Source organism: Buttiauxella gaviniae (genome assembly GCF_040786275.1).
In the GTDB taxonomy this organism is placed as follows: Bacteria; Pseudomonadota; Gammaproteobacteria; order Enterobacterales; family Enterobacteriaceae; genus Buttiauxella; species Buttiauxella gaviniae_A.
Map to the genome: position 1 here is coordinate 71,147 of NZ_JBFMVT010000002.1, position 14,890 is coordinate 86,036.

The 14,890-nt window shown below is 52.2% G+C and carries 15 protein-coding genes; 7 read left to right on the plus strand and 8 right to left on the minus strand.

The genetic code is table 11. The features are described from left to right. Positions 1-164: 164 nt before the first annotated feature. The 8 genes from AB1E22_RS00985 to astC all read right to left on the minus strand — a co-directional run bounded on the left by AB1E22_RS00985 (position 165) and on the right by astC (position 8,076). Positions 165-497: a DUF2645 family protein gene (locus tag AB1E22_RS00985; protein WP_367593660.1), complete on the minus strand. Its 333-nt coding sequence runs from the start codon at positions 495-497 to the stop codon at positions 165-167. Beyond that, entirely contained in the window at positions 497-1,204 is a 708-nt protein-coding gene (locus AB1E22_RS00990; RefSeq protein WP_367593661.1) for a hypothetical protein, read from the minus strand. The genes AB1E22_RS00985 and AB1E22_RS00990 overlap by 1 nt, the downstream gene beginning before the upstream one ends. Before the next feature lie 43 nt (positions 1,205-1,247). Further along, positions 1,248-1,727 carry an Hcp family type VI secretion system effector gene (locus AB1E22_RS00995; protein WP_367593662.1) on the minus strand — a complete coding sequence of 160 codons (480 nt, stop codon included), beginning with the start codon at positions 1,725-1,727 and terminating at the stop codon, positions 1,248-1,250. A gap of 297 nt (positions 1,728-2,024) precedes the next feature. After that, entirely contained in the window at positions 2,025-2,990 is a 966-nt protein-coding gene (astE, locus tag AB1E22_RS01000; RefSeq protein WP_367593663.1) for a succinylglutamate desuccinylase, read from the minus strand. A gap of 34 nt (positions 2,991-3,024) precedes the next feature. Continuing rightward, positions 3,025-4,353 (minus strand): N-succinylarginine dihydrolase, encoded by a 1,329-nt coding sequence (gene astB, locus AB1E22_RS01005; protein ID WP_367593664.1) that lies wholly within the window; start codon positions 4,351-4,353, stop codon positions 3,025-3,027. Then, entirely contained in the window at positions 4,350-5,828 is a 1,479-nt protein-coding gene (gene astD, locus AB1E22_RS01010; protein WP_367593665.1) for a succinylglutamate-semialdehyde dehydrogenase, read from the minus strand. The genes astB and astD overlap by 4 nt, the downstream gene beginning before the upstream one ends. Next, entirely contained in the window at positions 5,825-6,859 is a 1,035-nt protein-coding gene (astA, locus tag AB1E22_RS01015) for an arginine N-succinyltransferase (protein ID WP_367593666.1), read from the minus strand. Before astA ends, astD begins: the two co-directional genes overlap by 4 nt. Continuing rightward, positions 6,856-8,076 carry a succinylornithine/acetylornithine transaminase gene (gene astC / locus AB1E22_RS01020; RefSeq protein WP_367593667.1) on the minus strand — a complete coding sequence of 407 codons (1,221 nt, stop codon included), beginning with the start codon at positions 8,074-8,076 and terminating at the stop codon, positions 6,856-6,858. Before astC ends, astA begins: the two co-directional genes overlap by 4 nt. Positions 8,077-8,339: 263 nt before the next feature. On the opposite strand from astC, the gene AB1E22_RS21790 reads away from it, so the two are divergent. The 7 genes from AB1E22_RS21790 (at position 8,340) to AB1E22_RS01050 (ending at position 14,806) form a co-directional block, all read left to right on the plus strand. Continuing rightward, on the plus strand, positions 8,340-8,495 hold the full coding sequence (locus AB1E22_RS21790; protein WP_437178403.1) for a 4Fe-4S binding protein: 156 nt from the start codon (positions 8,340-8,342) through the stop codon (positions 8,493-8,495). Between the two features lie 15 nt (positions 8,496-8,510). Next, the gene (gene xthA, locus AB1E22_RS01025) at positions 8,511-9,317 is read left to right on the plus strand and encodes an exodeoxyribonuclease III (protein ID WP_367593668.1); all 807 of its coding nucleotides are present in this window, start codon (positions 8,511-8,513) and stop codon (positions 9,315-9,317) included. Between the two features lie 20 nt (positions 9,318-9,337). Beyond that, a complete protein-coding gene (locus AB1E22_RS01030; RefSeq protein ID WP_367593669.1) occupies positions 9,338-9,997 on the plus strand; it encodes a TVP38/TMEM64 family protein in 660 nt (219 codons plus the stop codon). A gap of 36 nt (positions 9,998-10,033) precedes the next feature. Further along, on the plus strand, positions 10,034-11,203 hold the full coding sequence (locus AB1E22_RS01035; RefSeq protein WP_367597294.1) for an ABC transporter substrate-binding protein: 1,170 nt from the start codon (positions 10,034-10,036) through the stop codon (positions 11,201-11,203). Between the two features lie 77 nt (positions 11,204-11,280). Then, positions 11,281-12,780 carry an ABC transporter permease gene (locus tag AB1E22_RS01040; RefSeq protein WP_367593670.1) on the plus strand — a complete coding sequence of 500 codons (1,500 nt, stop codon included), beginning with the start codon at positions 11,281-11,283 and terminating at the stop codon, positions 12,778-12,780. Continuing rightward, a complete protein-coding gene (locus AB1E22_RS01045; protein ID WP_367593671.1) occupies positions 12,780-13,418 on the plus strand; it encodes an ATP-binding cassette domain-containing protein in 639 nt (212 codons plus the stop codon). Before AB1E22_RS01040 ends, AB1E22_RS01045 begins: the two co-directional genes overlap by 1 nt. 92 nt (positions 13,419-13,510) lie before the next feature. Continuing rightward, positions 13,511-14,806, plus strand: coding sequence for a rhodanese-like domain-containing protein (locus tag AB1E22_RS01050; RefSeq protein ID WP_367593672.1), 1,296 nt, complete (start codon positions 13,511-13,513; stop codon positions 14,804-14,806). Positions 14,807-14,890: the final 84 nt, after the last annotated feature.

The following is a 14,890-nucleotide window of genomic DNA, read 5'->3' on the forward strand; positions in this document are numbered from 1 at the left end:
ATATAACAAGATGATGATTTTAAAGGAATTGTGTAGAGAGTGTATAATAGTTTGAGCGCTGAAAAAAGCATCTTCTAAGATTTATCTGTATCAATCATTAACGAGCGATAGTTTTATAAAAGTGGGTGATGTTATTTTCACCCACTTTGTAGCATTCGTTGATTTTAACAAGACAAGTAAATACCAAAGAAAGACCACCACCAGTAGAGAAATAGCAATACGGTGAATACTGGCCAAACGTATTCTTTCCTTCTGAGAGAGAAAAACAGCTTCAAAAATAATGGCAACATTAACAAAAGAGTCACAGGGACAGACAGCGCCCTGCTATCGTCCCCACTCTCCAGCATTTCACATAGCGTGTAGGTAGCGTCATCAGCACTGAGTTGAGGAGAGTCTATATAGGAGAACAGAAAAATTACGGCTACGCAAAACACATAGTACGCAGGAGCAAAGGGTTTTATCATTGCCAGTATAGATACAGGTAGGATCTTACTCATTAGCTTATCCCCAGAAGTTTCTTTATATGTTCCCTTCGCTTTAATATTGCCAACCCATATGAAATATAATTGCGCCTCGGGTCTTTAGCATCTAACGATATTGCTTGTATAAAATCATCTTTTTTCCTCTCAACTCCACGGTTATAACGAGCGCCAACTAAGATAAGTTGCTCATCCGTTAAATTTAAAGTGTCGGCATTTGGATAGTCATGCTTAATTAAGTTATATAAGTGCATCGCAACTATTTTTAAATTGAAACTATCCGTTTGCAAACATTGGCTAATTTGTAGCTGTTGGGTAGTGGATAACGTTCTGGGATCTATTCCTAGCGTTTCGGCTACCACTCTTATTTGCATTGCTACCACACCAATAGACACTTTGTTAGAATAATCATTATTTTTATGAAAATAATCTATTAGTTGCCTGAATAGCAAGACTTGAGGTTTTAAATCATCAGGCTTTCCACCAGCCTCTTGCCAGGCAACACTAGCTAGTAGTAACGCTGGTATTTTTGCCTGTTGGGCATAGGTAAAGATTAACGTTTTGTGGAATTTTATAAAGGAATCTTTATAAAGATAGAGATAAGGCTGGCCCCAATAATTCTCTGCATCATCCGAATGTAATTTCCATATCGAAACATCTATCATGTCCCATCGCTGAAAATTTCTTCCTTGAGGGTTGCAAAATTTTCCATCCATTTCATTCATGAAATTTTATCCTTTTCTTTCATATCATTAGTATTTTAACGCTCTAAAAAACGCGATCTTCCCATATACTATAACCTGAAGTACCCGCAGCATGATGTTCCCATGTAATCGTTTCATAATTTAGGGAGATCATTTCTTCTGGCTGGTTACCAGAGTGATCAATCGTATGTGGGTATATTATGCTAACTCCATTCAAATACGCTTTTCTTACTGTTATTGAATAATAGAGTTCTTGAGAACCAGATGATGATGCTCTATACATATCAAACTTAAGTTCGAGCTCTTCATTATTTGATATTGCCACACCTAAAAGAGGTGAGGACTTATCAATAAACTTAACAAATGAAAGTGGCCCATGATTAACGTTTTTCACTCTGTTTATTGAGTGTTCCATGGAAATAACCATTATTTGATTTAAATGATTTTCCTGAAATTTATTACCGATAGAATCATAGGAAGAGCAACCAGCAGATAATACACCTTGTTGCTTACCGGTAATTGTTACATAAATCAGATTACTCATAGCTAACTACCTTTTTGTCAGAATTAAAAATTAATGCTGACATTGATAGCTATCGTTATCAACTCATTTTCTAAACTAGCCCTAATTCACACTAACAGAATCATTTTTTAAATTTATAATTAGGCTTGAGAAATAAGTTATTTATATATTCTATTTTTATTATCTTTCAAATAGCAATACTCTCAGCATTTCAATGCCGAGAGTATGCTATTGATAACTAAACTTAATAATACATACCACTAAAAAGATCATGAGAGGTAAATGATGCAGCTACCACTCTTACATTTTGGTATGTATCTATATCTCCCTCAACATCAAGCCCGCGCGCAACCCGGTCGCGACATTCGGATTAGGGAATAATACAAACTCGATATCTTCCTTCACGACATAGCGCGTGTCGCCATCTTCCGCGAGTAATGTGCCTTTCGGGAAGGCGGTGAAGTTTTGCGTCTGCGCTGACATATGCAACACGAAAGCGTCCGTGTGGCGCGTAATCTGCTGGGCCACTTTATAGCGCAGCGGTTCGCCTTCGCTCGCCGGTGCGGGTTGGCCGCTTAACAATGCCTGCAACGCCTGCTTTGTGACTTCAAACTGGCCGAGGTCGTTCTCACCGAACGGTTGCGCTTTGCCCAGCTCCAGAGTGCAGCTTAATGCGTTGAAATGCTCGCTGGTGAAGTGGGTGAACGTGCCGCCCGGCGCCTGATGGAACACCAGCGCCTGCAGCCCCGCACAGCCCAGCCAGGAGAGAAAAGCCTCGTCGTAAGGTAATGCGCGTGCCGGAAGCACCCCAAAGCGTGGATGATATGAGCTGCGGATCGCGGTGTGCATATCCAGGTGCCAGCAAACCGTCTCTTCGCTTTGGGCGAGGAACAATTCAAGGGCATTTTCAAGACGACCGGCGCGCTGAGTTTCAATGCTTTCCGGAAACTGCTGCCAGCGCCCGCCAAACATGCGGTTCATATCGCTGTGCTGAAAACGCTGATTGCTGCGTAGTGCCGCAGGATTACCCAAAATCACCAGCACGCGCCATTCCAGCGCCAGCTCACCCGCAAGCAGGCTATCCACCAGTTGGGCGAGTATTTCTACCGGTGCCGTCTCGTTACCGTGAATCCCAGCCGAGAGCACCAGCGTTTTTTGTGCGGTCTGGTGAGGAATGAGCGTCAAAATGCCCTCATCCCACCATTGCCACCGCAGATGGGCATTTTCCCCTTCGCCCTGTGTTGGCGCTTTGCCCGCGAGCGTTTGCGCCAGAAAATCCAGCATGTTGCCTCCAGATGAAGCCTGGTTTTCCAGGCTTTTATTGCTGAAACGGATAAACAGACCCTAAGTCTAGTATACGCGTCAGTTCATCGAGCGCTTCTCGCCCCTCCCGCAACAGTTGCGGGTCGGCTAAATCAGCCTGTGTAAGTTGGTCCCGATACCAGCGGTCCACCCAATTATTGAGCGTGATAAACAGGGTGTCGTTCATCATTACCGCCGGATTTAACGCTTTTTGTTCCGTTTCGTTTAATACCACTCGCAGGCGTAAACAGGCCGGCCCACCGCCATTTGCCATGCTTTCGCGCAGATCAAACACTTTCAGTTCGCTGACTGGGTTATCCGCCCCCAGCATTTCATTAAGATAACGCCACACGCCTTCGTGCTGGCGTGACTCTTCCGGTAACACCAGCGTCATACTGCCATCGTCGCGGCTTAATAGCTGGCTATTAAACAGATAAGTGCCGACCGCATCCGCCACCGACACTTTGTCAGCCGGGACTTCTATAGGCGTGAATCCTGGCACCTTATCACGCAACTGCGCATATAACGCCTGTTGATGCAGAAATGCCTGTTCATGGGCGAATAAAACCTGGCGGTTTGACACCGCAATAACATCATTGTGGAAAACACCCTGATCGATAACCGTCGGGTTTTGTTGGGCATAAACCAATAACTCCGGTTTAACCTGGTTGAGACGCGCCACCGCCTGGCTTGCCTCTAACGTCTGGCGAGCCGGATAACGCGCGGGCACCAGCCCCGCTTTGGCCTCTTCGCGCCCGTAAACAAACAGTTGGACGGACGGGTCACCATACGCCCCGCCGAGACGGTTATGGTTTGCCGCCCCTTCGTCACCAAACATGGCAACCTGCGGCAATGCGCTATGCACCGAGAAACAGTCCCGGTTGCGGAAGATGGCGCGCAGCAGATTCTCGGTAGTCGGCGCTTCACTGGCGCGGTGGAACTTATTATTCAGATTCGCCACGGTGAAGTGGACTTTACCGTCCAGGCTGTCTGCCGACGGGCAAACCGTCGCGGCATTCGCCACCCACATTGAAGAGGCTGAACTCACCGCTGACAACAATTGCGGTTCCTGCTTCGCCACGCGCTCAACGATTTGCGCATCCGTCCCGCTAAATCCCAACTGGCGTAACAGAGGAATATTTGGCCTTTCCTGCGGCGGAATCACCCCTTGTGCAAACCCCGCATCCGCCAGGGCTTTCATTTTCAGCAGGCCCTGTTTGGCAGCAAGTTTCGGATTAGAGACGCGGAACTGATGCCTGGTTGACGCTTCATTCCCGAAAGAGAGCCCGGCGTAATGGTGGGTGAGCCCCACCAGACCGTCAAAATTGACTTCACGCGTTTTCATTTTTCTTCCTCACGGCTGAAATCAAGCCCCGGGCTCAGGGTGGCAGGCAGCGGGAAGGACGGGCTTTCCAGCGTCGCCATCGGCCATGCGCAGTAATCCGCCGCATACCACGCGCTGGCGCGATGGTTGCCCGATGCGCCCACGCCACCGAAAGGTGCCGCGCTGGAGGCGCCCGTCAGCGGTTTATTCCAGTTCACAATCCCGGCGCGTGCTTCCAGTAATAGTTGGTCGAACTGCTCACGATGCGGGGAAATCAGCCCGCTTGCCAGGCCGTAGCGGGTATCGTTTGCCATGCCGATCGCGTCATCAAAATCGTCATAACGATAAACCGTCAGCAATGGGCCAAACACTTCTTCGTCCGGCACATTTGCCACGCCGGTTAATTCCACAATGCCTGGCGTTAAGAGTGAAGTTCCCGCTTTAAGCAGTTTCGGCTCAAGCAGCGGTTTGCCGCCGCGCGCGAGATGCTCCTGCCAGCCGGTCAGCACGCGTTCTGCGGCCTGCACTGAAATCAGGCCGCCAATAAACGGCTGCGGCTGCGCATCCCACGCGTCAGGGCGAATACGCCCCGCCACTTCTACCAGGCGATTTAAGAACACATCACCTTGCTGACCTTTTTTGACCAGCAAACGGCGCGCGCAGGTGCAACGTTGCCCCGCCGTGACAAACGCCGACTGAATCACCAGGTGCACGGCACCGTCGATGTCTTGAGGATCTTCCACAATCAGCGGATTGTTGCCGCCCATCTCTAAAGCCAGAATTTTCTCCGGCTGCCCGGCAAACTGGCGGTGAAGGTGATAACCAGTATTGGCGCTGCCGGTAAATAACAAACCGTCAATCGTAGGCTGTTGCGCAAGCAGTTGGCCGGTTTCACGCCCGCCTTGCACCAGGTTCAGCACGCCTTCGGGCACGCCCGCCTGCTGCCAAAGTTTCATGATCTGCTCGCCAATCAGCGGCGTTAGTTCGCTGGGTTTAAACACCAGCGTGTTGCCTGCCAACAAGCCCGGCACGATATGCCCGTTCGGCAAATGTCCCGGGAAGTTATAAGGGCCAAATATTGCTAACACACCGTGTGGACGGTGGCGCAACGTGGCGGCGCCGTCTGGCATGGCGGTGTGGGTTTCACCGGTACGCGTGTGGTAAGCCTTAATCGAGATGGCGATTTTATTGATCATCGCCGTGATTTCAGTCGCCGCTTCCCAGCGCGGTTTTCCGGTTTCCTGGGAAATGGTAACGGTCAGCGACTCTTTGTTGGCATCAAGCAGCGTGGCGAACTTCTCGACAATGGCCTGGCGGTCGGCAAACGGGCGTTTTGCCCATGCCGGAAATGCGGCACGTGCCGCAAGACACGCATTCTCTACCTGCTGCGCATCAGCCGCCGCGCCTTCCCACAGCAAATCACCGTTCACCGGATTGTGCTTTTGTAGCGACTCGCCTTGCCCAGAAAGCCACTGTCCATTAATCCACTGAGTCATACTTTTTTCTCCTCGGGGCACAAACGCACTAAACGGATTTTATCGCCCGCGCTGCATTTCAGGGCGTCAGCGGTTTTGGCATCAATAATCAGCCGATCGCTTTTTGGATTCGCCTTAATCAACATGGCGCGGAAATCACTGTATTTTTCATTGGCGACCAGGCACATCGGCAGCTCTTCCGTTGCCGGTTGCCCAATCACGACTTCTACGAGGCGGCTTTTACGAATCGCGCGCACGCGGTCGATATCGCATTCAAGCGTTGGGCCACCGTCGAAAATATCCACATAGTTGCGGTAGCGGAAACCTTCCGCCTCAAGCACCGCACGAGCCGGAGCCGTTTGCGGATGCACTTTACCGATCACCTCCTGCGCTTCCGGCGACAGGAAATCGGTATAAATCGGATGCTTCGGCATGAGTTCAGCGATAAACGCTTTCTGCCCGGTACCACAGAGATAATCTGCGCGGCTAAATTCCATAGAGAAAAAGCGGTTGCCGAGGCTTTCCCAGAACGGGGAATGACCGTGTTCGTCAATCACGCCGCGCATTTCGGCGACGACTTTTTCATTAAAGCGATCGCGAAACGCCGCCATAAAAAGGAAACGTGATTTGGAAAGCAGATAGCCGTTGCCCTCTTTGCGCCAGTCGGCATCGAGGAATAACGTGCAAAGTTCACTGCTACCGGTGTGATCGTGACTGAGGAAAAGTGTCGGCAACGCATTGTAAATATTTAGCTCTTTAGACGCATGAACGTGCGTGCCAACGTGGTAATTGTACCAGGGGTCGTTCAAACCGACCGCCACTTCGATGGCGCAAATCCCGACAATACGTTCAGATGTCGTATCTTCAAGAACGAAAACATAACCCTGATCGCCTTTAGGCAGGCCACCCTGCCAGGTGTGAATTGAGCGTTCGATGCGTTCCGACAGCGTTTTTTCATCCGCGGGCAGCGAGGTCAGCCCGCCGCCCGTTTTACCCGCCATATCCAGAAGCCCAGATAAATCACCGCGCTCAACCGGACGGATAATCATCATGATTGCTCTCCCGCTAAGAAGCGTTCACAGGCGCGCTCAAAACGATCCAACCCTTCCTGCACTTCGGCTTCGCTGACAATTAAAGCCGGTGCAAAACGAACGACGTTCGCACCGGCGATAAGCATCATCAAGCCCTCTTTCGCCGCGGCCTGTAAGATAAGTTTAGCTTTTCCGCTGTATTCTGGTTGCAGTACGCAGCCAATTAGCAGCCCCAGACCGCGCACTTCGCTGAACAGTTGATGCTTCTGGTTAATCTTGTTTAAACGCTCAACAAACCAGGCATGGCGCTGCTTCACCCCATTAAGAACTTCCGGGGTATTAATAATTTCCATTACGCGCCCCGCCACCGCACCCGCCAGCGGGTTACCGCCGTAAGTGGTGCCGTGCGTTCCCACCACCATCACTTTTGAGAACTTATCGGTGGTCAGCATCGCGCCAATCGGGAAGCCACCGCCTAACGCCTTCGCAGTAGAGAGCACATCCGGCGTGATGCCGTAATGCATATAGGCATACAGCTCGCCGGTGCGACCCACGCCGGTTTGTACTTCGTCAAAAATCAGCACCGCATTGTGGCGATCGCAGAGTTCTCGCAGGCCTTGCAGGAAAGTCGGATCCGCTGGCACCACGCCGCCTTCGCCCTGCATCGGCTCAACAATCACGGCACAGGTGTTTTCGTTAATCAGTTCGCTGGCGGATTGCAGATCGTTAAAAATCGCGTGGCTGATTTGCGGCGGCAGCGGTGCAAAATCTTGTGAATAGGCGGGCTGCCCGCCCGCTGAGACGGTAAACAGCGTGCGGCCATGAAACGCATTTTTAAATGCGACGATGCCACTTTTCTGTGGGCCAAAATTATCATGAGCGTATTTACGCGCCAGTTTCAGCGCCGCTTCGTTGGCTTCCGCCCCGGAGTTGCAGAAGAACACTTTGTCGGCAAAGGTGGCATCAATCAGTTGTTTTGCCAGACGCAGGATCGGCTCGTTGGTGTAGCCGTTACCGGTGTGCCAGAATTTTGCCGCCTGCTCTTCAAGCGCTTTGCGCAGTTCCGGGTTGGCGTGCCCCAGCGCGTTAACCGCAATCCCACCGGCAAAATCAATGTAATCGTTGCCCTGCTGGTCCCATAACGTCGACCCTTCACCACGTACCGGAATAAAAGAAGCAGGGGCATAAACGGGCATCATCCATTCGTCGAAATTCTGGCGGGTAATTGACTGCGACATAGCGACCTCTTCCGGTAAATAAAAAGTTATTTGAATGTTAAATAATTGGGTGTTTGCGCTGTAAATGTAGATTGCACGCTTCGTGCCAGCCAGCGATAAAAATGCATAGCGGAGGGGGATGAATAGAAAATCAATAACTTAGAAGTATTCACTATTCATGTATAGTGAATAATTAGTGCATAGTTTTATGGTTCCGCTTGATGCGCCGCATGAAAACCAGAAATATTATGCACTGGTAAAATTTAATACTGGATTTGTGATCGATAGCGGGGTTTGCACCGCGTTTATGCCCCAAAACGGGGCGAAGCGGTAGATTTTGGTGCAGTTTTTGCCCTGTAACATTCATTGATGCTGTCTATAACAGCGTTTTCAGCACGCGGATTCATTTTCTGCTAACATCCTGCAACATTGTTCAGTAACCACGGCAGCGACTTATGAAATTCGTCTCTTTTAATATCAACGGCCTGCGCGCCCGTCCTCACCAACTTGAAGCGATTGTTGAGCAGCATCAGCCTGATGTGATCGGCTTGCAGGAAACGAAAGTGCATGACGATATGTTCCCCCTCGAGGATGTTGCAAAACTGGGCTACAACGTCTTTTATCATGGCCAGAAAGGCCATTACGGCGTGGCGCTGCTGACAAAAGAAACCCCGATTTCAGTACGCCGTGGCTTCCCTGGCGACGATGAAGAAGCCCAACGCCGGCTAATTATGGCTGAAATTCCCTCGCCGTTAGGCAACCTGACGGTGATCAACGGTTACTTCCCGCAGGGTGAAAGCCGCGACCATCCAACAAAATTCCCGGCGAAAGCAAAGTTCTACCAGGATCTGCAAAACTACCTGAATACCGAGCTGAATAAAGACAATCCGGTGTTAATTATGGGCGATGTGAATATCAGCCCGACTGATCTGGATATCGGCATTGGGGAAGAGAACCGCAAGCGTTGGTTGCGTACCGGCAAATGCTCGTTCCTGCCGGAGGAACGTGAGTGGATGGACCGCCTGATTAGCTGGGGTCTGGTCGATACTTTCCGTCACGCGAACCCGGAAACACAAGACAAATTCTCATGGTTTGATTACCGCTCAAAAGGCTTTGATGATAACCGTGGGCTGCGCATTGACCTGCTGCTGGCGAGCAAGCCATTAGCCGAACGCTGCATTGCCACTGGTATTGATTACGATATTCGCAGCATGGAAAAGCCGTCGGATCACGCGCCTGTTTGGGCTGAATTTAAGCTTTAAGGAAAAACGCCACAACACACATGCGTAAGTTACTGTTTGCCACGCTGGCTGTGGTTTTTATTCTGCTGATTATCTTCCTGCCGCCGGGTAGCCTGGCGGCGCTGCAACACTATCAAGCGCAATTCTCCGCCTGGCACCAGCACCATCCGCTGGCAACGGCACTGGTATTATTTGCCATTTATGTGGTCGTCGCTACCCTTTCCATCCCCGGCGCTACGCTATTAACCCTGTTGGCGGGCTCGCAGTTTGGGCTGATTCAGGGAACGATTCTGGTGGCGCTCGCGGCAACCTTTGGCGCAACACTCGCCATGCTCATTAGCCGCTATTTGCTGCGCGACTGGGTGCAGAAACGTTTTACAGCGCCTATGTCCGCCATTAATCGCGGTATGGAACAGGAAGGGTTGTACTATCTTTTCGCGTTGCGTTTGACGCCGGTTTTCCCATTCTTTCTGATTAACTTGCTGATGGGGCTGACGCCCGTCACCACGCTGCGTTATTTTGCGGTGAGCCTTGTCGGCATGTTGCCTGCCATTGTGGTTTACCTGAATGCCGGACGTGAACTCAGCAAACTTCGCTCCCTGGGCGATATTCTCTCGCCGGGTATGATAGTGACGTTTATTTTGTTGGGGTTACTGCCGCTGGTTTCACGCCGGATTGTCGCCCGTTTTCGCACCCATTAATTTACTGAGGAATTCACCTTGCGCGGTTTTCTTTGCCTGGTTTACACCTTTTTATTCTCGCTCTTGCTGGCCACAACGGCATCTGCCAACGCCTCCGACTGGCAAACTTTGCGCCAGCAGGCAAATGGCCAGACCGTTTATTTTAACGCCTGGGGCGGCGACCCGGCGGTAAACAGTTATATCGACTGGGCGGCGGGCGAAATGAAAAAGCACTATGGCGTGACGGTAAAAGTAGTGCATCTTGCCGATGCCGCAGATGCGGTAAAGCGCATTCAGAGCGAAGCCGCCGCCGGGCGCAAAGAAAAAGGTTCGGTCGATTTGCTGTGGGTGAATGGTGAAAACTTCCATACGCTCAAACAGGCCGGATTACTGAAAGAAGGCTGGGCATGGGAATTACCCAACTGGCGCTATGTCGATCAGAAAAAACCGGTGCGCGAAGATTTCTCACAGCCAACTGACGGGGCCGAAGCGCCGTGGGGCAGCGCTCAGTTAATGTTGATTGGCAACGAACAGCCGAACGTCACCTTCCCACGCAGCGCCGATGAACTACTGGCGTTTGCTAAAGCGAATCCCGGCAAACTGAGCTACCCTCGCCCGCCAGATTTTACCGGTACCGCGTTTATCGAACAGATGTTAATCGTCCTGACGCGTGACCCGCAGGCGCTGCGTCTTCCGCCTGATCCCGCAACTTTTAAAAAGGTGACCGCCCCGCTGTGGGATTATCTCGATAAACTGCATCCGCTGTTGTGGCGCGAGGGTAAAACCTTCCCGCCAACGCCTGCGCGTATGGACAGAATGCTGGCTGACGGCGAACTGTTGCTGTCGATGACCTTTAACCCCGCGCACGTTGATAACTTAATTGAGCGCAAGCAGCTTCCTAAAACGGCGCAGGCGTTTGGCTTCGGGCAAGGTATGTTGGGCAACGTTCACTTTGTCACGATCCCCGCCAACGCAAGTGCTCAGGCCGGGGCGCAGGTGCTGGCAAATTTCCTGATGTCGCCTGAAGCGCAAATCCGAAAAGCCAATCCAGCGATTTGGGGAGATGCCACGGTGCTGGATAGCGCAGCCCTGCCGCCACCTTTCGCTGAGCAGCTTAACGCGCAAAAACCGGCTCATCTGCAAGCGGCGCCTTACCTTGCAGAGCCGCACGCCGCCTGGGTTAATACGCTGGAAAAAGAGTGGTTACAACGCTACGGAGCGATGTGAAAACCCGCAGCCTACAACGCGGTGTAGCCTGGTGTGCCATGGGGTGCGTTTTTGCGCCCCTGATCCCCGGCTTACTCATGATGTTAAAGCCCATGCTAATGCCAGAAATCTGGCAAGTGCTATGGGCTGATAACCAATTACCGGGCGCACTGCGGGCCACATTTAACTCGACGGTTATTAGCGTTACCGGTTCACTGATGTTGTGCCTGATGCTCCTTTGCGGCCTGTGGCCCGGCGTGCGCTGGCAGCGTTACGCATCCCACCTGCCCTTGTTATTAGCCCTTCCGCATGTCGCCTTTGCCAGCGGTTTTTTATTCTTATTTTCCGATAACGGCTGGCTGGCGCGGCTGTGCGGCCTGTCGTTTCATCTTGATGAAAATGGCGTTGGCCTGGGGATTTTGCTGGCGCTCAAAGAGAGCTGGTTTTTGCTGTGGATTGCCAGCACGCAGTTAAATCATCAGACGCTTTCTCAACAACTCACCGTGGCGCAAAGCCTGGGTTATGGCCCGCTGCAAAGCCGCGTTCGGGTGCTGGTTCCGCAACTATTACCGCGCCTGAAATGGGCGTTGTTGGCGGTGACGGCGTACAGCCTTTCGGTTGTTGATGTCGCGATGATTCTTGGGCCTGCAAACCCGCCCACGCTCGCGGTTCTGGCCTGGCAGTGGCTTAACGATGCCGACCCGCAACGTGTTTTGCTGGGGATGCTCACCTCGCTTTTAATGGTTGTGATGCTGGGGATTTTTATCGCGCTTGGATACGGACTATGGGCATTGTGGCGTCAGGCGTTAGGGCGGTTTTCCGGTACCCGGCATCATCTGAGTATCCATACGCTGGCGCGCGTGTCGGGCTCAGTCATGACTGTGACGGGCGTCGCCGCGATCGCGATGCTCATTATGTGGTCGCTGGCGGACGGTTGGTTTTATCCGTCGCTATGGCCCGATGCCTTAGCATTCTCGGGCTGGCAAAGCGCCGATCTTTCACCGTTGATCACCACCTTTTGGCTGGCGCTGGCGAGCAGTCTGGCAGGGTTATTGGTGGTGATTATCTGGCTGGAAGGGGGCGATTCGCGGTTTGATCGCGGGTTTGCGCTTCCACTTTTTTTACCCGCCCTGCCGCTGGTCGCCGGGCAATATCAACTATTACTGAGGCTGGATTTGGACGGTGGCTGGCTCGGGGTAATCTGGAGCCATTTGCTGTGGGTTGTGCCCTATATGCTGCTGGTGGCGCGGCCTGCATGGCAACAGTTTGATTCCCGCCTGGCGATCACCGCCCGCACGCTGGGCTGGTCATCATGGAAGATTTTATGCTGGGTTAAACTTCCTCTGCTGATGAGGCCGCTGCTGGCGGCGTTTGCAGTCGGTTTTGCGGTGAGCATCGCACAATATCTTCCGACGCTGTATGCCGGTGCCGGGCGATTTGCGACAGTCACCACGCAGGCCGTAACCCTCAGCAGCGGCGGCGATCCGCAACAACAGGCGATTCAGGCCTTATTGCAAATGCTCTTACCGGGCATGATATTTATCATCACGCTCCAGTTAAGCCGCCTGTTTGGTCGCTATCGACAAGGATTACGCTAATGCTGTCTGTTAAAGATTGCTCGATTTCACACGCTTCTCGCTCGTTGATTCACAAGATGAGTTTCACCGTGGGCGCGGGCGAAGTGCTGACACTCATGGGCCCGTCGGGGGCAGGGAAATCGACATTTTTAAACTGGATGATAGGTGCACTCCCCGAAGAATTTAGCGTAACAGGCGCGCTTTGGCTTAACGGGCAGCAGCGCGATACGTTGCCAACCGAGCGGCGAAACATCGGCATTTTATTTCAGGACGCGCTGTTATTTGCCCATCTGAACGTGGGGCAAAATCTGGCGATGGCGTTACCCGCTGCCATCAAGGGTCGCGAACAACGTAAACATTGCGTTGAACAGGCGCTGGCGAACGCGCAACTCCCGGATTATTACCGACGCGATCCGGCCACGCTTTCCGGCGGTGAGCGGGCGCGAGTCAGCGTATTACGGGCGTTGCTGGCGCAACCTGAAGCGCTGCTTCTTGATGAGCCCTTCTCCCGCCTCGATCAATCTTTGCGCGAGCAATTCCGCCAGTTTGTCTGGCAGCAGGTGGAGCAGCAGGCCATTCCGGTGGTGCTGGTGACGCACGACCCGCAGGATATTCCGCCGGGCGGGAAGATTATCCAGCTCAATGCATCACAGGGTTAATTCGTCATACATAACTATGCGTTATCGCAAAGAATAGCCGCCGTTATTCGAGCAGAATGACGGCTCTTTTTTTCCTCTTTTCAGGTTATAAGATGAAACGTGTTTCTCAACTAACCGCCGCCTTGATGTTATCCGGGTTGGCGCACATGGCTTACGCTGCCGAACTCCCTTCCTCGATGACTTTTAACACCCTTCAGGCGCAGCACGGCGTTGCGATTGATACGCGTCCAAGTGCATTTTATAACGGCTGGCCGCAAACCGTGCACGGCGTCGGCGGGCATGAACCGGCCGCGCTGAATTTGTCTGCCAGTTGGCTGGGCATGATGAACGATGAGCAACTGCAGCTTTGGGCAAAGCAGCACACCATTGCACCAGAAAGCGTGATTGCGCTGTACGGGAAAAGCGATGAGACAAAAGCGGTGAAAGCACGCCTGTCTCAACTGGGCTATAAGAATATCGCCCTGCTGTCCGACGCCCTGCAACAGCCTGCCCGCCTGCAGAAAATGGCACACTTCGAACAGCTTGTTTATCCGCAATGGTTGCATAACCTGATGCAGAACAAACCCGTCGCTGCCGCGCCTGCGGGCGAAGTGAAAATCATTGAAGCCGCATGGGGTGCGCCAAAACAGTATCTTCTGAGCCACATTCCAGGGGCGGACTACATCGACACCAATGAAGTCGAAAGCGAGCCGCTGTGGAATAAAGTCTCTGATGACAAGCTCAAAGAGATGTTGGCGAAACACGGTATTCGCCACGACACAACCGTCATTCTTTACGGGCGCGATGTGTATGCTGCGGCACGTGTCGCACAGATCATGCTTTATGCCGGTGTGAAAGATGTGCGTTTACTGGATGGCGGCTGGCAGAGTTGGGCTGACGCGAAACTCCCGGTTGAGCGCGGCCTGCCCAATGATGTGAAACCTGCCGCTGATTTCGGGGCACCGATCCCAGGCCAGCCACAGTTGATGCTTGATACGGAACAGGCTCGCGGGTTGCTGGGTCGTAAAGATGCTTCCCTGGTCAGTATTCGTTCATGGCCTGAGTTTATCGGCACCACCAGCGGGTACAGCTACATTAAGCCAAAAGGTGAAATTGCCGGTGCTCGTTGGGGTCATGCCGGTTCTGATTCCACGCATATGGAAGATTTCCATAATCCAGATGGCACCATGCGCTCACCTGGTGACATCGCCGCGATGTGGAAAAGCTGGAACATTACGCCAGATCAGCACGTTGCGTTCTATTGCGGTACCGGCTGGCGCGCGTCCGAAACCTTTATGTATGCCCGTGCGATGGGCTGGCAGAATGTTGGCGTCTATGACGGTGGCTGGTATGAGTGGAGCAGCAATCCTAAGAACCCGGTAGCCACGGGTGAGCGTAAACCGGATTAAGCGTTGCGATTAACGGTGGATGGCGCTGTCGCTTATCCACCCTACACAACGGCTGCAACTTCTTGTTTTCGTAGGTCGGATTAG